Origin of the sequence: Novosphingobium sp. 1529 (assembly GCF_040544855.1) — a bacterium.
Taxonomy (GTDB): Bacteria; Pseudomonadota; Alphaproteobacteria; order Sphingomonadales; family Sphingomonadaceae; genus Novosphingobium; species Novosphingobium capsulatum.
On the sequence record NZ_JBEPKW010000003.1, the window covers coordinates 401381 to 422941 of the forward strand.

Sequence of the window (21561 nt, forward strand, 5' to 3'; positions counted from 1 at the left end):
GTCAAACCCAATCCCAAGGTCATTTCTGTTGCAGCCGCGCGTTACGGACGCGGGCCGATGATCACGTCTTGCGCCAGCGCCATCACGCTGGCCTTTTCCGGCAGGTTCGGCCCGGCCATGCCCAGCTTGGCCACGGCAAAGGCAGTGGCGAGCCGTGCGGTTTCCGCCAGGCCCAGCCCGGCGACATGCGCGGCGGCGAGGCCTGCCACCATGGCATCGCCCGCACCCACCGTGCTGGCCACGCCCAGCGGTCCCAGCGGGGGCAGGGCAAGCTGGGCATGGACCGCGCCATCGCCGGTCACGAACAGTGCGCCCTGGCTGCCCATCGACACCACCACCTGTTCCACCCCGCGCGCATGCAGCGCCCGCGCCGCAGCGAGCACGGCGGTGCAATCGGGCAGTGCCTCTCCGGCCCAGGCGGCCAGTTCATCGCGGTTCGGCTTGATCACCTGAGGCAGCACGGGCGCGGCCAGCGCGCGCGCCAGCGGATCACCACTGGCATCGAGCAGCACGTGCACGCCCTGTGCGCGCAGCCGCGCCACCAGCGTGGCATAGCACGCTGGCGGGCAGCCGGGGGGGAGACTGCCCGCCAGAACCACCATGTCTCCCGGCGCGGCCATGGCCGTCAGCCCATCGAGCACGGTGGCAAGGGTTTCATCGGTGACCGCCAGGCCATCAAGGTTGATGTCGGTGGTATCGTCGGCATCGACCAGCTTGAGGTTGACGCGCGTGGCGCCATCCACCCGCACCATGGCATCGGTGATCGGCTTGGCGGCAAACAGCGCCTCGAACGGGGCGGCATTGTCGCGGCCGAGCAGGCCATGGGCGGAAACCGGGGTACGCCAATCGGCCAGGCAGCTGGCCACGTTGATGCCTTTGCCCCCGGCATTCTGGCGCACGCCACGGGCGCGGTGGACCTGGCCGGGCACCAGGCGATCGAGCGTGATCGTCTCGTCGATCGCGGGATTGAGCGTGAGGGTATGAACGCGCATCAGGCCGCTCCTGCGTCGAGCGCGCGCACTTGCGCGGCGCCGGGTTGGGCCAGCGCGCGGCGCGCCAGGTCTTGCAGATCAGCCAGGCTGGCGCCGCGTAGCCGCGCCTTGACGGCGGGAATGTCACGCGGGGTCATCGACAGTTCGCTCACCCCCAGGCCAGTGAGTAGCGCGGCGCCGAACGGATCGCCGGCGAGGCCACCGCACACGCCCACCCAGCGGCCGTGGGTGGCCGCGCCTTCCACCGTCAGGGCGATCAGGCGCAGAACCGCCGGGTGCAGGCTGTCAGCCTCGGCGGCAAGGTCGGGGTTCTGGCGATCGATCGCGAGAGTATATTGCGTGAGGTCATTGGTGCCGATCGAAAAGAAATCGGCATGTTCGGCCAGCGCTGCTGCCTGCACCGCGGCCGCCGGCACTTCGATCATGATGCCAATCGGTACGGCAGGCGCATTGAGCTCGGCGCGGATTTCCTCGCAGCGGGCGCGCAGCCGCTGCAATTCCCAGGTAGAGGTGATCATCGGGAACATGATCGACAGATCGCCGCCCTGCTTGGCCGCGCGATAGAGCGCGCGCAGCTGCGGATCGAGCAGGTCGGGCCGGCGCAGCAGCAACCGCGCGCCGCGCACGCCCAGGAACGGATTTTCCTCGGTCGGCAGGTCCAGATGTGGCACCTGCTTGTCTCCGCCGATATCCAGCGCACGCACGATCAGCGGGCGGTTGCCGTCCGGCCCATCACCCAGCGCGGTGATCATGGCGCGATAGATCGCTTCCTGTTCGTCCTCGCTCGGCGTGTCGCCGCGCTCCAGGAACAGGAATTCGGTGCGCATCAGGCCGACGCCCTCGGCGCCTTCGGCCAGGGCAAAGGCCACGGAATCCGGGCGGTTGACGTTGGCGGCGATGGCCACCTGGTGCCCATCGGTGGTGATCGCCGGGCGGCTGCGTTCGGCCTCTTGGGCGCGGCGGCGGGCGGCGATGCGATCGATCCACCCTTGCGCGCTGGCGATGTCTGCCGGCGTGGGATCGAGCCAGACGCGGCCGGCATCGCCATCGACGATCACCGTGGCCCCGGCGCCCAGTGCCAGCAGGTCATTGCCCAGCGCCACGACCGAAGGCAGACCCAGGGTGCGCGCCAGGATCGCGCTGTGCGAGGTGGGGCCGCCCAGCGCCGTGGCGATGCCCGCCACTTTGGCGGGATCGAGCGTGGCGGTGTCGGACGGCGAAAGATCGCCCGCCAGCAGCACGCAAGGCGCCGCATCTGGGCCATCGGGCAGGGTTTCGAGCGATCCCGCCGCCAGCGCCGGATCGATCGCGGCCAGCACGCGGCGGCCCACATCGTGCAGGTCTGCCGCGCGCGCGGCGAGCACAGGATTGCCCAGCGCGGAAAGCTGCCCGGCAATGCGGCTGACAGCCTGGTGCCACGACCACGCCACGCCATGGCCCTCGACCATGAGCTGGCAGGTCAGCGTGATCAGGTCGGTATCATCGAGCAGGTCGGCCTGCGCCTTGAAGATCGCCGCATCGCCCGCGCCCAGGCGGCGCGTGGTATCGTCGATCAGCGCGGTCATCTGCGCGCGGGTGCGGCGCAGTGCCTCGTCCAGCATGGCGCCGCCTCGGCCCAGATCCACTGGTTCGTCCGGCACCGTGAGTTCGGCGGCGGCAACTACATGGACGCGGCCGATCGCCAGGCCCGGGCTGGCCGCCACGCCCGCCAGCATGGCCAGCGGCGTTTCCGGTTGCCAGCCCTTGCCACCATTCTGCGCGGCAGCGGCGGCGACCTTGGCGGCGGCGCGGGCCGCGTCTTCCTTTTCCCGCGCGGTCAGGCGGCGGGCCACGGCCAGGAACTGGTCCACGGCGGCGCGGCCCTGCGGGCCATCAGCCGACACGGTGATCGTATCCCCCTGCTTGAGGCCCAGCTGCAGCAGCGAGACCAGGCTTTTGGGATCGGCGCTGTCATTGCCGTGGCGGACGCGCAGCGCGGCGGGCGCGGCGCGTGCCGCATCCATCCAGGCAGAAGCGGGGCGGGCGTGGAGGCCTGCGGGATAGTCCACCGTCCACTGCGCGCTGTGGGCCAGATCGGCCACTGGCGCTGCGGATGTCGGGGCGGCGCCATCTTCGCCCAGGGCGCGGGCAATGGCATGGGGATCATCGCTGGCGATCAGCGCGGCCAGGCGTGCCTCGTCCTGGATCAGGCGGGTCAGCCGGCGCAGGATGGCGATATGGCTGTCGGAACTGGCGGCAATGCCCACCACCAGCTGCGCGGTCTGCCCGGGGTTCCATTCCACCCCGTCGCGCAGTTGCAGCACGGCGATGCCGTCGCGCCGCACCAGGCCCTTGTCTTCGCCCAGGCCATGCGGGATCGCCACGCCTGCGCCAAGGAAGGTGTTGGCCACGTCCTCGCGGCGGACCATGCTGTCTTCATAGCCCGGCGCCACGCATCCGGCTGCCACCAGCATCTGCCCGGCCTGGCGAATCGCGTCTTCCTTGCCGTTGGCCGTGGCGGCGATGCGCACCAGAACGGCATCGCCAGCGGCTGCGCCATGTGGCGCATCTTCGGGCAAAATCGCGGGGTTGGGCTGCATTTCGCGCATCTCTCCTGGGGCCATTGGTCGGCGAGCTTGGGCCGCCGCTGTGCATTGAGAAAACGTTTTCTCATGAATTTTGTCAAGAGGCTTGCGTAAATGGGCGGATTGGGGCCATGCTTGCCACGAAAACAGGCTGCAAGGCCGGGGGTTTGGAGAGAACGTTTTCTGATGGCAGTGGGGATCAAGGATGTAGCGCGGGTGGCCGGCGTTTCGGCGGCCACGGTTTCGCGGGTGCTGGCGGGCAAGGCGGTGGATGCCGCCATGCAGGCGCGCGTGCTCGATGCGGTGAAAAGCACCGGCTATCGTCCCAACCTGGCGGCACGGCGGCTGCGCTCGCGGCATTCCAACGTGATCGGCCTGATCGTGGCTGATATCCGCAACCCGTTTTTCACCGCCGTTTCGCGCAGCGTGGAAACCGTGGCGGCGGCGCGCGGCATGCAGGTGATCTTGTGCAACACCGATGAAGACCCCGCGAAAGAGGCGATGTACCTTGACCTCATGCACCAGGAACGCGCCGCCGGCGTGATCCTGGCGCCTTCGCGCCAGCGCGTGGCGCGCACCGAATGGCCGGGGGGAGAGCGCCCGGTGGTCCTGATCGACCGCGCCATTCCCGGCGCCGATCTCGATTGCGTGCTGCTCGACAACGAACGCATGGCCGCCGTGCTGGTGGAGCATCTCCACGCCCAGGGCCATCGCCGCATCGCCGGCCTGTTCGGCGCGATGAGCACAACCGGCCTGGAACGCCGCGCCGGGTTCGAGCGCGCGGCCAAGGCCCTGGGGCTGGAGACGCAGGCGATCGCCGTGCCCCACAGCGCCGGCGAGGCCGAGCGCGCCCTGGCCGGCCTGCTGTCTGGCCCGCAGCGTCCCGATGCCGTGGTGGCGAGCAACGGGGTCATGCTGCTCAACGTGCTGCGCACCCTGCGCGCGCGGGGCCTGTCGGTGCCCAACGACATGGCGCTGGCCGGGTTTGACAACAACGACTGGATGGATTTCGTGGGCCAGGGCGCCAGTGGCGCGGGCGGGATCAGCGTGATCGAGCAGCCGGTGGAGGAAATCGGCCGCACCGCCACGGCCATGCTGCTCGACCGGCTGGACAATCCGCAAGCGCCCACCCGCAAGGTGGTGCTGGCGGGCAAGTTGGTGGCGCGAGGTTAGACCACGACAACCTCGCGAGAAGGACGGCGCACCCGGCTAGCGAGGCGCGCGCCCAACTCCATCCCCGGACGCTCGACCAGGCGATAGGCATAGCGTGCCACGGTCACGATGACGAAGAGGTAGAGCACCGTCACGCCATCCATGATGAACGGCGATTGCTTGATCGTGGCCAGATCAGTGCCGGGCACCACGGCGGGCGAGTGCAGCAGCTTGGCCACGACTTTCAGCACGTTGGCGACGACGAAGGCGATGAAGAAATGCACCATGTAGATCGAATAGGAGGTGCGGCCGAGGAACAGGCAGAACGGCTTTTTGAGGAGCTTGGCAACCGCGCCATCTTCGAACGATACAGCCGCGATCACGAACAGGAACACGATCGGCCCCACCATGAACAGGCCATAGCCCGCGCCGAAAGTGAGCATGGCAAAGGCCGCCGCGATGGCGACGATCTGGAACGGCGTGGCCGGAATGCCCGAGAACGTGCCACGATAGTTCCACAGCGCCACGCCGATGAAGAACGAATAGATGCAGCGCGGTAGAAACGCATAGAAGCCCGGTTCGCCATCGGCATGGATCAGCCAGGCAAGCCCAAGCGCGATGGCAGCAAACTGGCACAGCCGCACGTGCCGCTTGGCCAGGAGCGGGATCAGCGCGAACAGGACATAGCTGACCAGCTCGACGCTGATGCTCCAGCTCGGCCCGTTCCATTCCGATCCGGGAATCGGCAGGAAGCCGTTGAGCAGGAAGAAGTTGGCTGGAACGCCCGACAGTGTGCGATTTTCGCTGAACGGCGGGCGGGCCAGGGGCAGCGCGATCTTGTGCGAGAGAATATAGAGCGTGGTTTCCGCGCAGAGGAACGCGGCCAGCATGACGAGATGGAGTGGCCAGACCCGGGCAATGCGCTTGATCGCGAAAATCTTGAAGTCTTGCCGGTTATGGATCTTGTCCTGATAGGCGCAGGCGATGACGAAGCCGCTCAAGACGAAAAAGAATTCCACGAACAGGAACGAATTGCGCACATAGTGCCAGAAATAGATGTGGCTGCCCACTTGCAGGTGATGCAGCGCCACTGACAGTGCGGCGAAGCCGCGCAGGCTGTCGATCGCTTCGAAACGATGGGGCGAGGGCTTGCTGCTGATGGCGACGTTCGAGATTGGCTCTTGTGCCATGGTCTAGCGATCCTGAAAGGGGGCAGGGATCAGTCGCGTCTCGGCCCTGTTGGGCGAGATTGCGGCAGGGCCATTTGCAAAACATGCAAATAAAGGCCCATATGGCGTTCAGAATTGCTGATTATTATTTTTTAAAATCATTCCGATATAGCAGTTTTATAAGTCAAAGCCGATGACGGTCACAAGATGTGCGGCGGAAACCTGTAAAAAAGTTCATGTTGTTTTGGAAATATTCAGCAATGTTGCTGATGTGGGCGGCATAATTCCAAGCGCATGACGATTTTTTAATACCGAGGTCATGCGTTTTTGCCGGCCTTGCCGGCGCTTCGCCTCCCGCAACGTGCGCTTGGCCGCACACGCCGCAGGGGGCAGGCAGTCCCGCTGGGCGCAAATCATGCCCTTTCGTCTTCGCATTTGCACAAGACTTGGCCTAGAGAGGGCCGCATCGCCCGGCCAGGCCGGGCCCAGGCAGGAGAGATTCGCCCGATGAGCACCCAGACCCCCGTGATCGACAGCGCCCCCGCCGCACCCGCTGCGCCGGCGCCCAATCCGCAATCGGGGCAGCCGGTCACGCTCACCCGCTTTCTGATCGAGCAGCAGCGGCGGCCGGATTCACCCTGTCCGCCGCAGTTGCGCCTGTTGCTGGAAACCGTGGCGCGCGCCTGCAAGGCAATCAACTTTGCCATTTCCAAGGGCGCGCTGGGCGATGTGCTGGGTTCGCTGGGCAGCGAAAACGTCCAGGGCGAAGTGCAGAAGAAGCTGGACGTGATCGCCAACGACCTGCTGCTCGATGCCAACGAATGGGGCGGGCAGCTGGCCGCGATGGCATCGGAAGAAATGGAATCGCTGCATCCCATTCCGGGCCGCTTCCCCAAGGGCGAATACCTGCTGGTGTTCGATCCCATCGACGGGTCGAGCAATATCGACGTGAACCTGTCGGTCGGCACGATCTTTTCGGTGCTGCGCGCGCCCGAGGCCTGCGCCGGGCGCGACGTGGCCGAGGCCGATTTCCTGCAACCCGGCACCAGCCAGGTGGCCGCCGGCTATGCCATCTATGGCCCGCAGACGCTGCTGGTGCTGACCGTGGGCACGGGCGTCTATGAATTCACGCTCGACCGCGAGATCGGTTCGTGGCGGATGACCGACGGGCCGATGCAGATGCCGCGCGGCAACCGCGAATTCGCCGTCAACATGGCGCGCCGCCGCCAGTGGTCGCCGCACGTGGCGCGCTATATCGAAGAGCGCATTCAGGGCAGCGAAGGCCCGCTGGGCGTGGATTACAACATGCGCTGGCCGGCCTCGATGGTGGCCGACGTGCACCGCATCATCAAGCGCGGCGGGATTTTCCTCTACCCGGCCGATCACCGCAAGGGCGGCAGCGCACGCCTGCGCCTGCTCTATGAAGCCAACCCGATGAGCATGCTGATCGAACAGGCGGGCGGCGCATCGAGCAATGGCCACGCACGCATTCTCGATCTGGTGCCCACCGGCCTGCACGAACGCGTCGGCGTAATCCTGGGCGACCCGGAAGAAGTGGCCGCCGCCAGCGAGCCGCAGGGCTAAGCGCCGGGCGCGCGCGCGGCGGCGGGGGCCGGAGCCATGGATATGTTCGCCGCGCTCCACGCCTTTGTGGCGGTGGTGGACGAGGGTGGCTTTGCCCCGGCGGCGCGGCGCGCGGGGCAGGCCACGTCATCGTTCACCCGCCATGTCGATGCGCTGGAAGCGGCGCTGGGCACCCGGCTGTTGACCCGCACCACCCGCCAGGTCAGCCTGACCGAGGCGGGCGAGGCCTATTACCCGCGCGCCCGCGCCATCCTCGATACCCTGGCCGAGGCCAACCGCACCGTGCGCGAGGGGCCGGGCGCGGCGCGCGGGCTGTTGCGGGTGAGCCTGCCGGTCAGCTTTGCCCGGCTCCATGTTACGCCGATCCTGCCCGCGTTCATGGCGGCGCACCCCGATATCACGCTCGACGTGGTGGTGACCGACACCCCGCTCGATCTGGCGACGCAGCGCATAGACGTGGCTGTGCGGCTGGGCGCGCTCGATTCCTCCAGCCTGGTGGCGCGGCGGCTCGCGCCGCAACGCCGCCTGGTCTGCGCCAGCCCGGCCTATCTTGCCGCGCATGGCACGCCCCAGGTGCCGCAGGATCTGGCCGATCATGCCTGCCTGACCTTTGCCTTTGCCGATGGCGAGCGGCGCTGGCGCATGACGCGCGATGGCCAGCACGAATGGGTGCGCGTGGCCGGGCCACTGCGCACCAACCACGCCGATACGATCCGCGAAACCGCGCTGGCTGGGGCGGGGCTGGCGCTCTTGCCCACCTGGCTGGTGGGTGAAGACGTGACGCAGGGGCGGCTGCGCGCGGTGCTGGCCGAGTGGCACGGCGACATTGCCCGTCCCGGTGCGCCGCCGCCGGGCGATCCGGGCATCCACGCGCTTTACCTGCCCGATCGGCGCGGCATGGCCAAGGTGCGCCTGCTGGTTGATTTCCTGGCGGAAAGCTTTGGCGCACCGCCCTATTGGGAGCGGTGCCTGCCGGGCTGAGTTTTGCCCGGCATCATTGCGTGAAATGCAATAGTGCGTGCCACTTGGGGCAGATTATCATTTGCCGGCCAATGGTGCATAGGGGGTGCAACCAAGCCCGGCAGCAACCGTTTCCCCCCGGCCTGCCCATGCACGAGAGCCCTGATCATGTCGGACACCATCCTTGCCGGCGCGCCCGCGCGCCAGGCGTCTCAGCCATCGGCGCAAACGCCACGCCCGGTTCTGGGCAACGGCCTTATCCTGGCGATGGCCGCCACCACTGGCCTCGCCGTCGCCAATATCTATTACAACCAGCCGATGCTCGGCCTGATCGAAACCAGCATGCCCAGCGGGCTGACCGCGCTGGTGCCCACGGTCACGCAGTTGGGCTATGCCCTGGGGCTGTTCCTGTTGGTGCCATTGGGCGACCGGGTCGAGCGGCGCGGGCTGATCGTGCTGCAATTCCTGCTGCTGTCGGTGGCACTGGTGCTCGCCGCCGTCGCGCCCACGCCCGCGCTGCTGCTCGGCGCCTCGCTCGTGCTCGGCGCGCTGGCCACCGTGGCGCAGCAGATCGTGCCCTTTGCCGCGCATCTGGCCCCGGCCGAGCGCAGCGGTGCGGTGATCGGCAAGGTCATGGCCGGGTTGCTGTGCGGCATCCTGCTCAGCCGCACCTTGGCTGGCTTCGTCGCCGAACATGCCGGCTGGCGTGCGATGTTCTGGCTGGGCGTGCCGCTCGCGCTGATCGCCGCGGCGATCCTGCGGGCGATGCTGCCCACTTCGCGCGCCAAGGGTGACCACCACGGCGAAGGGCCGCGCTATGCCCAGCTCCTCGCCTCGCTGTGGCACCTGTGGCGCCGCCACCGCGCGCTGCGCCTGGCGACGCTGACGCAAGGCCTGCTGTTTGCCGCGTTCAGCGCGTTCTGGAGCATTCTTGCCCTGCGCCTGGCGCAAGTGGGCCAGGGCGCGGGCGTGGCCGGGCTGTTTGGCGTGATCGGCGCCGTGGGCATTCTTGCAGCGCCCATGGCCGGGCATGTTGCCGACCGGCGCGGGCCCCATGCCACGATCGTGGTGGGCGTGGCGCTGATGGTGGTGGCCTGGATCATCGCCATGACGTTCTCAGGCGTGGTTGGCCTGGCGCTGGCCTGTGTGGTGCTCGACCTCGCGGTGCAAAGCGCGCTGATCTCGCACCAGCATATCGTCTATGCGCTGGACCAGGGCGCCCGCGCGCGGCTCAACACGCTGTTCATGGGCGGCATGTTCCTGCTGGGTGCGGCTGGCTCTGCCCTGGCGGCACTGGCCTGGCACGGCGCGGCCTGGACCGGGGTGAGCGTGCTGGGCCTGTCGCTGGGCCTGGGCGCGGGGCTGGTCAACTGGCTGGCACGGCGCCCGCAGGAAGCGTAAAACAATAATAATTACAGATGTATATGTGATTTCCCCGGGGAAACCTTGTGGTTTCTCCGGGGAAATCTGTAAAAATGCTGCACTGCACAATAATGCGGTTCAGCCAAACACGATGGTCTTGTTGCCATCGACCATCACGCGCCGCTCGATATGCCACGACACCGCGCGAGCCAACACCTGGCACTCCACGTCACGGCCCAGCGCCACCAGCGTGTCGGGCGCATGGACATGGCTGACGCGGCGCACGTCCTGCTCGATGATCGGGCCTTCATCGAGGTCGGTCGTGACATAGTGGGCGGTGGCGCCGATGATCTTCACCCCTCGCTCGTGCGCCTGGTGATAGGGCTTGGCGCCCTTGAAGCTGGGCAGGAAGCTGTGGTGGATGTTGATACAGCGCCCTGCCACCTTGGCGCAGAGCATGGGCGAGAGGATCTGCATGTAGCGCGCCAGCACCACCAGATCGGGCTGCGTCTCGTCGATCAGCGCGGCAAAGCGGGCTTCCTGCGCGGCCTTGCCATGGGGCTTGGTCGGCAGGTGATGATAGGGCAGGCCGCTCCACTCGACAAAGCTGCGCATGTCATCATGGTTGGACACCACGCCGACGATATCGACCGGCAGCAGCCCGGCGCGCCAGCGATGCAGCAGATCGAACAGGCAGTGCCCGAATTTCGATACCGCCAGCAGCAGGCGCGGGCGTTGGGCCATGTCGTGCAGCGACCAATCCATGGCAAAGCGATCGGCGATCGGGGCAAAGCGCTGGCGCAGCGTGGCCACATCGGGCAGCGGCGCGCCATCGCCGGCAAACGCGGTGCGCATGGCGAACTGGCCCTTGGTGCCGTTGTTGAAATGATTGGATTCGGTGATCGTGGCCCCCTGTTCCGCCAGGAAGCCGGCCACCGCCGCGACGATGCCGCGCTGATCGGCGCAGCGCAGCAAGAGGACCTGACCTGGCATAGCCAGCGCCCCCGGATCAACAATTCCGGTCATGCTTTGCATTCCCCCCGGCGGGCCGGCCGTGTGCCGCCCGCGCTTTCACGCCCTGCAAAGGCCGGTCGCCGCGCGTTTTTGGCAAATCACATTTTCGGCCATGGGGATGACATTTTTAGACGCGACGGGATCGCCCTGCGCCACTTACCCATGATGGCGTGACAGGAACCCGATCAACCCGCTGGCCACAGGGCCGCTATTCCGCGCTGGCCTTGCTGCGTGGCGCGCTGGGCGGCCATCGCCACTGGGGCCGCGCCTGGCGCGCCGCAGAGCCACGCGCGAGTTATGACGTGGTGATCATCGGCGGCGGCGCGCACGGCCTGGCCACGGCCTATTACCTGGCGAGCCAGCACGGCATCCGCAATGTGGCGGTGGTGGAAAAAGGCTGGATCGGCGGCGGCAACACCGGCCGCAACACCACGATCGTGCGGTCCAACTATCGCCAGGCCCCGCTGCAGCGTCTGCTCGAGCATTCGCTCAAGCTGTGGGAAGGCCTGTCTGACGAACTGAACTACAACGTCATGTTCTCGCCGCGCGGTGCGCTGTTCCTGGGCCATTCCGATGCCGACATGACGCGTCTGGCCGAACGCGGCGATAGCTTGCGGGCGATGGGCATCGATGCCGAGCTGATGGACGTGGACGCGGTGCGCCGCCTGGTGCCGCTGCTCGATTTTTCCCCCCATGCGCGCTGGCCGATTCAGGGGGGGATGATCCAGCATCGCGGCGGCACTGCGCGGCACGATGCCGTAGCCTGGGGCTATGCCCGCGCGGCCGACAACCTGGGCGTGGACGTGATCGAGAATTGCGAGGTGACCGGCTTCGTTCGCGAGGGCGACCGCGTGATCGGCATCGAGACCACGCGCGGCGCAATCGCGGCGGGCAAGGTGGCAATCTGCGTGGCGGGCAACAGCGGCCATGTCGCAGGCCTTGCCGGGCTGCGTCTTCCGATCGAAAGCCACACGCTGCAGGCCTATGTCACCGAGCCGGTCAAGCCGATGATCGACACGGTGATCATGTCGCAATCGCTGCATTGCTATATCTCGCAATCCGACAAGGGCGGGATCGTGGCGGGCGGCGATCCCGATGGCTTTCCCAGCTATGCCCAGCGCGGCCAGCCGGTGCGGCTGGAAGATGCGATCGCCCAGGCGATTGCCCTCGTGCCCGCGCTCAGCCGGTTGCGGATGGTGCGCTGCTGGTCGGGCGTGACGGACATGAGCTTTGACGGCTCGCCGATCATCGGCGACCTGCCGCTGCGCAACCTCTATATCAACGGTGGCTGGTGCTATGGCGGGTTCAAGGCGACGCCGGGATCGGGGCATCTCTATGCCCACCACCTCGCCACCGGCCAGCCGCACCCGATTGCCGCGCCGTTCGACCTGGCGCGCTTTGCCCAGGGGCGCACCATCGACGAAGCGGGCGTTGGCCCGATGCCGCAGCACAGATAAGGGGGAGACCAGGCCATGATGCTGATCGATTGCCCCCATTGCGGGCCGCGCGCGCAGGAAGAGTTTACCTATGAGCGCACGCGCGACAGCGTGGTGCCGCTCGATGCCACGCCGGCCGCGGCGATGGCCACGCTCTATGCCCGCGCCAATCCGCGCGGCGAGGAGGACGAAATCTGGCGCCACACCCTGGGTTGCCGTGGCTGGCTGGAACTGCGCCGCCACCGCATGACCCACGCCATCGTGGCGGTGCGCCCGCTGGGCCCGGCGGTGCTGCCATGAGCGGCGATGCGCTGACGTTCACGTTCGACGGCAAGACCTATGCCGCGCGGCCGGGGCAGACCCTGGCGGCGGCGCTGCTCGACAACGGCGTTGCCGTGGTGGCGCGCAGTTTCAAGTATCACCGCCCGCGCGGGATCATGGCGGCCGGGGTGGAAGAGCCATCGGCGCTGGTCACCGTGGGGGAGGGCGGGCGGGCGGAACCCAATACCCGCGCCACCGACGTGTTTGTGTATGATGGCCTGGTGGCGCGCAGCCAGAATGTCTGGCCCAGCCTGGCGTTTGACGTGGGCGCGATCAATGGCCTGGCGTCGCGGCTGATCCCGGCAGGCTTTTACTACAAGACCTTTTTCGGGCCGCCGCGCCGCTGGATGGTCTATGAGCGGTTCATCCGCAAGGCCGCTGGCCTGGGCCCGGCGCCGGCCCAGGCTGATCCCGACCGTTTTGACCACCGCGCCGCGTTTTGCGACGTGCTGGTGGTGGGCGCCGGGCCAGCGGGCCTGGCTGCCGCGCTGGCCGCGACGCAGGCGGGCCAGCGCGTGATGCTGGTGGAGCAGGACAGCCTGCCCGGCGGGGCGCTGCTGCGTGAGGATGTGCGGATCGATGGCGTGGCGGGCAGCGACTGGGCCGCGCAGGCCGTGACGCAGATTCGCGCGGGCGGCGGGCGCGTGCTGCTGCGCGCCACGGCAACCGGCTATTGGGATGGCAACCTGGTTTCGGTGGTGCAGCGCCTGGCCGAGCCGGGGCAGGTGCCGGCGGCTGCTGCGCCGGTGCAGTGCCTGTGGAAAGTGCGCTGCGGCAAGGTCTTGCTGGCCACCGGCGCGATCGAGCGGCCGCTCGCCTTTGGCGGCAACGATCGGCCGGGCGTGATGCTGGCGCAGGCAGTGCGCGCCTATGTGCGGCGCCATGGCGTGGTGCCGGGGCGCCGCGCGGTTGTGGCAACCAGCAACGACGATGGCTATCGCACCGCCTTTGCCCTGGCCGATGCCGGGGCGCAGGTGGTGGCCGTGCTCGACAGCCGCCCCGCGCCTGACAGTGCCATCGTCGATCAGGCGCGCGGCCGTTTTGCCGTGCTGAGCGATGCCCGGCCGATCGATACCCGCGCGCGGGGCCGGCGGCTGGCCACGGTGATCGCGCAAGTGGGCGGCGGCGAGCAGCGCCTGGCGGCCGATCTGCTGGCGATGTCGGGCGGGTTCACCCCCGTGGCGCATCTGCACAAGCAGGCCGGGGGCGACCTGGCGTGGGACGCGGCGGCCCAAGCCTTTGTGCCCGGCACCGCGCGGCAGGCGCAGGCCAGCATCGGCGCGGCGGCAGGCGGGCACGACCTGGCCGCGATCCTGGCGCAGGGCTGGGCCGCGGGCAGCGGCGCCGCGCCGCGCGGCTTTGCCGTGGACGATCCGCTGGGCATGGGCACGCCGGCCAGCGCGGCCGAGGTGCCGCAGGCCGCGCGCGGCAAGGCCTTTGTCGATTTCCAGAACGATGTGACCCTCAGCGATATCGATCTTGCCTGGCGCGAAGGCTATCGCTCGGTCGAGCATCTCAAGCGCTATACCACGCTGGGCATGGGAACCGACCAGGGCAAGACCGGCAACATGGCCGCGCTGGCCCGGCTGGCGCAGGCGCAGGGCGTGGATATTCCCCAGGCCGGGCTAACCACGTTTCGCCCGCCCTATACCCCCACCACGCTGGGCGCGTTTGCCGGGGCGGCGGTCGGCGAGCATGCCGGGCTAGTCCGGCGCCTGCGCCTGCGCCAGGCGCACGATGATCTGGGCGCGGCGTGGCAGCCGGTGGGCTATTGGTTTCGCCCGCGCAGCTATCCGCGCGCCGGGGAAAGCCTGGGCGTGGCATCGCTGCGCGAGGCGCGCATGGTGCGGCACAGCGTTGGCATAGTGGATGTTTCCACGCTGGCCACGTTCGAGGTGAGCGGCCCGGATGCCGCCGCGCTGCTAGAAATGGCTTGCGCCACCACGATCGGCCGCCTGGGGGTGGGGCGCGGGCGCTATACCGTGATGCTGCGCGAAGATGGGCTGGTGATGGACGATGGCACCGCCTGGCGCGTGGCCGAGCAGCGCTATCTCCTGACCAGTTCGACCGGCGGGGCAGACCGCATGGCGCAGCACCTGTCGTGGTTGCGCAACGTGATTGCGCCGCAACTGAAAGCAAGCGTGGTCAACGTGCAGGAGCATCTGGGCGCGGTGGCGCTGGCCGGGCCACAAGCGGCGCGCGTGCTGGCCGGGCTGACCGGTGCGGAAGCGCCCGCGCACATGCGCTGCACCCGCGCGGTGCTGGCCGGGGTGGACGTGCTGATCCTGGCGGCAAGCTATAGCGGGGAGCGCGCGTTCGAGGTCTATGCCCCCGGACACCAGCTGCGCGCGGTGTGGGATGCGCTGCACGGCGCGGCGGTGGCGGCCGGTGGCGGCGCCTATGGCCTCGATGCCATGGACCACTTGCGCGTAGAAAAGGGCCACGTGGTGATCGGCGCCGAAGTGGATGGCCGCGTCAGCGCGCAGGACATTGGCCTCGGCGGCATGCTGCGCAAGAGCGGTGGCTTTGTTGGCTGGCAGGGGCAGCAGCGCCCGGCGATCGCCACGGCCAGCGGGCGGCGCCAGCTGGTGGGCCTGACGGTGATCGGCGGGCAGGCCCTGCCCGAAGGCGCCATGCTGGTGACGCAGGAAGGGCAGGAACCGCTGGGCCATGTCACCACCGCCGCGCCGCGCGTGGCGGGCGAGGGCTGGATCGGCCTGGCGCTGTTGACCGATGGCAGGGCCCGCCATGGGCAGGAACTGCTCGCCTGGTCGGCCACGCGAAACCTGAGCGTGCCGGTGCGGGTGTGTGATCCGGTGTTCTATGACCGTGAAGGGGCGCGTTATCGTGATTGAGCTTTCGGTTCACGATGCCGCCGATGTGCTGGCGCTGGAGCTGTGGGATACTGCTGGTGCGCCTGCGGTCGCGCAGGCGCTGGGCTTTGCCCTGCCGCCGGCCGGGCGCAGCGCCGGCGATGATCAGCGGCGCGCCATGCGTTTTGAACCCACGGTGTGGCTGGTGGAAGGCGCCGCTATCGACCGCGCCGCGCTGGACGCGGCCGTGGCGGATCATGGCGCAGTGACGCCGATTGGCGGCGGGTTGGTGCGGGTGCGGCTGGTGGGTGCCGCCTGGCGCGGCCTGCTGATGCACGATGGCGTGTTCGATGCCGAAAATCCCGCGTTTGCGCCGGGCTGCACGGCCGCCACGGTGATCGCGCATGTGGCGGTGCGCCTCAACGTGGTGGCGCCCGATCGCTGCGACGCGCTGGTGCCGGCGAGCCTCGCCGATGGCCTGATCGCGCGCTGGCGCGAGGTGGCGGCAAGGGTAGATACGCCGGCATGACCCTGCGAAGGTGAAAGGATTAGGCACAAGAGACTGGATTGTATCGCATTGATCTCGTCATCCCGGGCTTGACCCGGGATCCCGCTGCCTGTTCCTGCGAGAAGGCAAGAAAGCGGGACCCCGGGTCAAGCCCGGGGTGACGGAATTGCGATAAATTCGGGTTTTGCCATGCTGGGCGAACGAGAACAGAGCCAGTGGCCGGGGAGAAAAGACAATGCGCGATGGTGAGGCAATGCTGGCCCCGGTTCCGCCCGTGACGGGTGCGCGCGGGTCTGCGCCTGTGGCATCGGCCCGGCAATGGTATGTGCTGGTGCTGCTGTCGCTGGTCTATGCGATGAACATTGCCGATCGCTATGTCATCACCACGGTGATGGAATCGATCCGGCTCGATCTCAAGCTGACCGATTCGGGCGTGGCCCTGCTCACCGGCGTGGCGCTGGCGCTGTTCTATGTGACGATCGGCATTCCGGTGTCGGCGCTGGCCGACCGGTTCAACCGGCGCAACATCATTTCCGGCGCGCTGCTGCTGTGGTCGGGCCTGACCATCCTGACCGGGCTTTCCTCCACGTTCGGGCAGATGCTGCTGGCGCGCATTGGCGTGGGCATCGGCGAAAGCGGTGGCACCCCGCCATCCACCTCGATGCTGGCAGACTATTTCCGGCCCGCGCAGCGACCGGCTGCGTTGACCGTCTATGCCCTGGGTTCGTGCCTGGGGGCGTGGATCGGGGCAGACGTGGCCGGGCGCGTGGCCGATCTCTATGGCTGGCGCCACGCGTTCCTGGCGCTGGGCGTGCCGGGCGTGGTGCTGGCGGCGCTGATTTTCCTGACCGTGCGCGAACCGCGTCGCGGAGCGATGGATGCGCCGCGTGCAGCCGATGCCGCACCTGCCGCGCCGCGCCTGCCCTTGTGGCGCGCGCTGGCATTCCTGCTGCGCCAGCGCGCCACCATGCACCTGATGATGGGCGGCGCGATGACGGCGCTGTGGGGCTGGGGCCTGATGTGGTGGACGCCCACCTATCTGCAGCGCGCCTATGGCCTGACGGCGGGCCAGGCGGGAGAGATCCTGGGGCCGATGCACTTGATCGCCGGCAGCCTGGCAACCGTGGCCACGGCCGTGCTGATGGCCAGCAAGGCCATGGCCGATCCGCGCCGCGTGCTGATCCTGATGGCGGTGGTGGTGGCGGTGATCACCGTGCCATCGTTCTTCATCTTCTGGACGCATGATCTGGGCGTGGCCAAGCTGTGCCTGTGGCTGTTCGTGCCGGCGATGTATTTCTACATCGGCCCCTCGTTCGGGCTGTTGCAGAACGTGGTGCCGGCGCAGATGCGCGCCACGGCCTGCGCGCTCACGCTGCTCATGGCCAATATCGCCAACCTGGTGATCGCGCCGCAGTTCGTCGGCCTGGTCAGCGATCATATGGCCGGTGGCCATGGTGCCGATGCCGCATCACTGCGCATTGCGCTACTGATCCTGGCCCCCACCGGCCTTTGGGCCGCGTGGCATTACTGGGCCGCGACGCGCAATATCCTGGCTGAACAGGCGCGCGCCACCGCCGGCGACCACGCCGCCTAACGCGGGTTTGGCGGCGCGGCGGCGCGCAATTCGGCGATCAGGCTGGCTTTCCTCAGCTTGCCGGTGGGTTCGCGCGGGAGAGTGTCGCGAAACAGGATGCGCTTGGGCGTCTTGATCGCGCCCAGACCGGCGCGGGCAAAGGCGGTGATGCTGGCGGCCAGGGCATCGTCGGCCACCACGCCCGGCGCTGGCTGGATCACGGCGACGGCCACTTCGCCCAGATCGGCATCTGGCGCGCCGACCACGGCGACGTCGGCCACGGCATCATGGCCGATCAGCAGGTTTTCGATCTCTTGCGGGTAGATGTTGACCCCGCCCGAGATGATCATGAAATGCTTGCGATCGGTCAGATAGAGGAACCCATCGGCATCGAGATAGCCGATATCGCCCAGCGTCGCCCAGCCCTGGGGCGAGAGCGCGGCGGCGGTCTTGGCCGGATCGTTGTGATAGGCAAAGGCCGGGCCATTGGCGAAATAGACATTGCCCGGCGTGCCGATGGGCAGTTCGTGGCCATCATCGTCAAGGATATGCACTTCGCCCAGCACGGCGCGGCCCACTGATCCGGGATGGCTGAGCCATTCGGCGGCGCTTAGCGCGGTGATCCCGCAGGTTTCGGTGCCCGAATAGTATTCGTGCACGATTGGCCCCCACCAATCGATCATGGCCTGCTTGACCGTCACCGGGCAGGGCGCCCCGGCATGGATCGCCGCGCGCAGCGATGACAGATCGGGCTGCGCGCGCTGCGCCGGATCGAGTTTGAGCAGGCGCACGAAATGGGTGGGCACCCAGGTGCCATGGGTCACGCGCCAGCGCTCCACCAGGGCGAGCGCGGCCAGGGCATCGAACTTGTCCATCACCACCACGGTGCCGCCGAGGCGGTGGATCGTCATCGCCCAGCGCAGCGGCGCGGCGTGATAGAGCGGCGAGGTGGAGAGATAGACGGTGTCGGCCGCCATGCCATAAAGCGCATGGCCCATGTTCACCAGTGGCGTGGGATCGCCCAGCGGGCCATCGGGCAGCACTGGCTTCACCCCCTTGGGCCGCCCCGTGGTGCCCGAGGAATAGAGCATGTCGGCGCCCGGGCTTTCATCGCCCACCGGGGCAGCGGGCATGGCCGCGGCCAGTGGCGCCCAGCCGGGCAGGCCATTGCCACCCGCGCCGGTCAGCAGCACGGTAACCGCCGTGCCCTGCGCGGCGAGCAACTGCGCCACCTGCGCTGCCAGCGGGGCCAAGGCATCGGCCACGACCAGCAGCTTGGCGCCGCTGTCGGCCACGATATAGGCTGCGTCTGCCGGGCTGAGCCGGGTGGAGATGCTGGTAAGATAAAGCCCGCTGCGCTCTGCCGCCCAGCCGATGGTGAACACCTCGGCCGTGTTGTGCAGCATGACCGCGATCACGTCGCCGCGCGCCAGGCCCAGCCGGCGCAGCGCCTGCGCGCCCTGGTTTGCTGCAGCCTCGAGTGCAGCATAGGTCAGCACGGGCGGCTGGCCGGCCGTGGCATCGGCAAAGATGCAGGCGGCCTTGTCGGGGCTGGTCTGGGCGTGGGCGCGGGGGTGAAACACCGGTGATTCCTCTTCCATGACGGGTGCCGGGGTCGCTGCCCTGGCCGTTGCCACCGCCAAGCCGCTCCACGCGCGATCAGGCAAGCGCAGAGCAGGAAATGCACAAATCGGCGACAACCACGACTAAAGCCAGTGCCGCGCCGCGCGGCTAGAACAGGCAAATGAGGACGGCGGCCCCGGCACTGGCATGGTGCCGCTGTCTTCACGCCAACAACAAGAATGACCCGGCCCAAGCAGGACGGGAGGAGAGGAATCATGAAGGCATCTGCCCGCGCGCAGTTTCACGTCTTGGCCAGCCTTGCCGCGCTGGCCGCCGCCACCGCCGCGCCGCGCGTCGCGCTGGCCCAGGATGCCCCCGCCGCGCAGGATGCTGCACCCACGCCGGCGCCGGCCGTTGGCGAAATCGTGGTGACGGCGCAGCGCCGCGCGCAATCGGTGATGGACGTGCCGCTGGCGATTTCGGCGGTTTCGGCGCAGGGCCTGGTGGCCAAGGGCGTGACCAATTCGGCCAACCTCGCCCAGGCCGTGCCCAATCTGCAGGTCAGCACCAATTTCGGCGCGGCGCAGCCCAATTTCTCGATGCGCGGCATTTCGGTGGCCAACGAATACAATTCCAACCAGGTTTCGCCGGTTGGCGTGTATATGGACGACGTCTATCTCGCCGCGCGCGCCAGCCATGGCATGGGCCTGTTCGATCTCGATCGGGTGGAAGTGCTGCGCGGGCCGCAGGGCACGCTGTTTGGCCGCAACACCACCGGCGGGGCGATCAACTTCATCACCCGCGCGCCCTCGCTTTCGGGCAGCAATGGCTATGCCGAAGTGGGCTATGGCAACTTCAACACCTTTACCGCGCAGGGCGCGGCCGAAACCACCCTGGCCGATGACCAGGTGGGCCTGCGCGCGGCCGTCAACTACGTGAAGGGGGACGGGCAGATCCACAATGTCTATCCCGGCGGCCGCGATGCGATGAGCCAGGACACCCTGCAAGGCCGCGTCGCCCTGCGCATCAAGCCGACCGGTTCGGGCCTCGACATCAAGATCCGTGCCTATGCCGGGCGCGACAATCCCACTGGGGCAGGCACGATCGGCCTGCAATCGGCCCGCACCGGGCTGGGCTTCTTCGAGGTGAACGAAAAGAACCTGGGGGATTTCCGCACCCGCGCCTGGGGCGTGGCCGCCAACGTTTCCTATGAACTCTCGCCCGCCGTCACGCTTACCTCGATCACGTCATACGATGGCGGCAGCCTGGACATGGGGCAGAATGCCGATGGCGCCCCGGCCGATATTCTCTTCATCAACTGGAAATCCAATTTCCGCCAGTTCGCCGAAGAAGCGCGCATCAACTATTCGTCTGACAAGCTCAAGCTGGTGGCGGGCGTGTTCTATGGCTGGGACCGCACGATCACCGACAACGATTTCAACATCGGCAGCGCGCTGGCGCCGGGGGTGAACGGCGGCTTTTTCCAGCACTTCCGCCAGAGCCGCTTTTCCATCGCCGGGTTCACCCAGGGCGATTACAGCCTGACGCGCAACCTCACGCTGACGCTCGGCGGGCGCTATACTTCGGACAAGGCGCGCTATCGCGATGGCTATGCCTATCTCTTTGCCGGCGGATTTGGCGCGGGGGAAACGCCGCTGGCCACGACCGTGCCGTGCGCAACCGGGCCGGGCACCTGCGCCTATGATCCCAACGCGCGCTACAACCTTGATGGCAACAACAACGCCTTCACCGGCCGCGCCGCGCTCAGCTACAAGTGGGACAGCGGGCTGCTCGGCTATGTCAGCTATAACCGCGGCTATCGCTCCGGCGCGTTCAACGGCGGTTCCTATACCTCTTCGGCGGGGATCAACTTCGTCAAGCCCGAGACGGTCAACGCCTATGAAGTGGGGCTGAAAGGCAGGCTGTTTGACCGCACGCTGTCGTTCTCGACCGCGGCATTCTATTATGACTATTCCAACCAGCAGTTGCAGGACACGCGCCCCGGCCCGGTTTCGATCCTGGTCAATGCGCCCAAGTCGGAAATCTATGGCGCGGAAGGCGAGTTTACCTGGACGCCGAGCACGCGCTTTTCGATCAACGGGTCGGTGGGCCTGCTGCATGCCACGTACAAGGAACTGACGCTCCAGGGCACCAACCTGGCCGGCAACGACCTGCCGTTTGCCCCGCACGTAACCGCGCAACTGGGCGCCGATATCGTGCTGCTCGACAATGGGCCCGATCGCGTGACGCTGTCGCCCAACGTGGCCTATGCCGGGCACCAGTATTTCACGCCGTTCAACCTGACCAATGCCGCCGGCACGGCGCAGAACAACGCCGAATTGCAGCAGGACGCCAATGCCAAGGTGAACGGCCAGATCACCTGGCAGCACGCCAACCTGCAACTGCGGGCGTGGATCAAGAATGCCTTCAACGCCCGCACCTATGCCTATGGGCTCGATCTGCGCGGCGCGGGCTTCCCCTACAACTTCCTGGTGCAATCGGCCCCGCGCACGTTCGGCGCCAGCGCCAGGGTAACGTTCTGATGCAGGA

15 protein-coding genes are annotated in these 21561 nt (G+C 67.8%); 10 read left to right on the top strand and 5 right to left on the bottom strand.

The window, feature by feature from the left end; genetic code table 11:
• Nucleotides 1-41 precede the first annotated feature (41 nt).
• Both pfkB and ptsP read right to left on the bottom strand, forming a co-directional pair.
• A complete protein-coding gene (pfkB, locus tag ABIC78_RS09665) occupies nucleotides 42-992 on the bottom strand; it encodes a 1-phosphofructokinase (protein ID WP_171796844.1) in 951 nt (316 codons plus the stop codon).
• On the bottom strand, nucleotides 992-3580 hold the full coding sequence (gene ptsP, locus ABIC78_RS09670; protein WP_502915669.1) for a phosphoenolpyruvate--protein phosphotransferase: 2589 nt from the start codon (nucleotides 3578-3580) through the stop codon (nucleotides 992-994). The genes pfkB and ptsP overlap by 1 nt, the downstream gene beginning before the upstream one ends.
• 162 nt (nucleotides 3581-3742) lie before the next feature.
• Here ptsP and ABIC78_RS09675 point away from each other — a divergent pair, with 162 nt between their 5' ends.
• The gene (locus tag ABIC78_RS09675) at nucleotides 3743-4729 is read left to right on the top strand and encodes a LacI family DNA-binding transcriptional regulator (protein WP_354489285.1); all 987 of its coding nucleotides are present in this window, start codon (nucleotides 3743-3745) and stop codon (nucleotides 4727-4729) included.
• Here the strand turns inward: ABIC78_RS09675 and ABIC78_RS09680 are convergent.
• Nucleotides 4726-5898 (bottom strand): acyltransferase family protein, encoded by a 1173-nt coding sequence (locus ABIC78_RS09680; RefSeq protein WP_354489287.1) that lies wholly within the window; start codon nucleotides 5896-5898, stop codon nucleotides 4726-4728. The two genes, ABIC78_RS09675 and ABIC78_RS09680, sit on opposite strands and share 4 nt — an antisense overlap.
• 486 nt (nucleotides 5899-6384) lie before the next feature.
• On the opposite strand from ABIC78_RS09680, the gene ABIC78_RS09685 reads away from it, so the two are divergent.
• The 3 genes from ABIC78_RS09685 to ABIC78_RS09695 all read left to right on the top strand — a co-directional run bounded on the left by ABIC78_RS09685 (nucleotide 6385) and on the right by ABIC78_RS09695 (nucleotide 9822).
• Entirely contained in the window at nucleotides 6385-7461 is a 1077-nt protein-coding gene (locus ABIC78_RS09685; RefSeq protein ID WP_082349994.1) for a class 1 fructose-bisphosphatase, read from the top strand.
• A 36-nt stretch (nucleotides 7462-7497) separates the two neighbouring features.
• Nucleotides 7498-8442, top strand: a complete 945-nt coding sequence (locus tag ABIC78_RS09690; RefSeq protein WP_354489289.1) for a LysR family transcriptional regulator — start codon at nucleotides 7498-7500, stop codon at nucleotides 8440-8442.
• A 147-nt stretch (nucleotides 8443-8589) separates the two neighbouring features.
• Nucleotides 8590-9822: an MFS transporter gene (locus ABIC78_RS09695; RefSeq protein WP_354489291.1), complete on the top strand. Its 1233-nt coding sequence runs from the start codon at nucleotides 8590-8592 to the stop codon at nucleotides 9820-9822.
• Between the two features lie 99 nt (nucleotides 9823-9921).
• Here the strand turns inward: ABIC78_RS09695 and purU are convergent, their stop codons facing one another.
• Nucleotides 9922-10809, bottom strand: a complete 888-nt coding sequence (gene purU / locus ABIC78_RS09700) for a formyltetrahydrofolate deformylase (RefSeq protein ID WP_169048443.1) — start codon at nucleotides 10807-10809, stop codon at nucleotides 9922-9924.
• Nucleotides 10810-10967: 158 nt separating this feature from the next.
• Here purU and ABIC78_RS09705 point away from each other — a divergent pair, with 158 nt between their 5' ends.
• The 5 genes from ABIC78_RS09705 to ABIC78_RS09725 all read left to right on the top strand — a co-directional run bounded on the left by ABIC78_RS09705 (nucleotide 10968) and on the right by ABIC78_RS09725 (nucleotide 17469).
• Complete coding sequence (locus tag ABIC78_RS09705; protein ID WP_354489294.1) at nucleotides 10968-12254, top strand: sarcosine oxidase subunit beta family protein; 1287 nt, start codon at nucleotides 10968-10970, stop codon at nucleotides 12252-12254.
• A 15-nt stretch (nucleotides 12255-12269) separates the two neighbouring features.
• Complete coding sequence (locus ABIC78_RS09710) at nucleotides 12270-12533, top strand: sarcosine oxidase subunit delta (protein ID WP_169048445.1); 264 nt, start codon at nucleotides 12270-12272, stop codon at nucleotides 12531-12533.
• Nucleotides 12530-15409 carry a 2Fe-2S iron-sulfur cluster-binding protein gene (locus tag ABIC78_RS09715; protein ID WP_354489296.1) on the top strand — a complete coding sequence of 960 codons (2880 nt, stop codon included), beginning with the start codon at nucleotides 12530-12532 and terminating at the stop codon, nucleotides 15407-15409. The genes ABIC78_RS09710 and ABIC78_RS09715 overlap by 4 nt, the downstream gene beginning before the upstream one ends.
• Nucleotides 15402-15896: a sarcosine oxidase subunit gamma family protein gene (locus tag ABIC78_RS09720; RefSeq protein WP_167542903.1), complete on the top strand. Its 495-nt coding sequence runs from the start codon at nucleotides 15402-15404 to the stop codon at nucleotides 15894-15896. Before ABIC78_RS09715 ends, ABIC78_RS09720 begins: the two co-directional genes overlap by 8 nt.
• Nucleotides 15897-16110: 214 nt before the next feature.
• Complete coding sequence (locus ABIC78_RS09725; protein WP_354489298.1) at nucleotides 16111-17469, top strand: spinster family MFS transporter; 1359 nt, start codon at nucleotides 16111-16113, stop codon at nucleotides 17467-17469.
• On the opposite strand, the gene ABIC78_RS09730 is transcribed toward ABIC78_RS09725, so the two are convergent.
• On the bottom strand, nucleotides 17466-19031 hold the full coding sequence (locus ABIC78_RS09730) for an AMP-binding protein (RefSeq protein ID WP_354489300.1): 1566 nt from the start codon (nucleotides 19029-19031) through the stop codon (nucleotides 17466-17468). The genes ABIC78_RS09725 and ABIC78_RS09730 overlap by 4 nt on opposite strands.
• 255 nt (nucleotides 19032-19286) lie before the next feature.
• On the opposite strand from ABIC78_RS09730, the gene ABIC78_RS09735 reads away from it, so the two are divergent.
• Entirely contained in the window at nucleotides 19287-21554 is a 2268-nt protein-coding gene (locus tag ABIC78_RS09735) for a TonB-dependent receptor (RefSeq protein WP_054131476.1), read from the top strand.
• The last annotated feature ends 7 nt before the right edge of the window (nucleotides 21555-21561 follow it).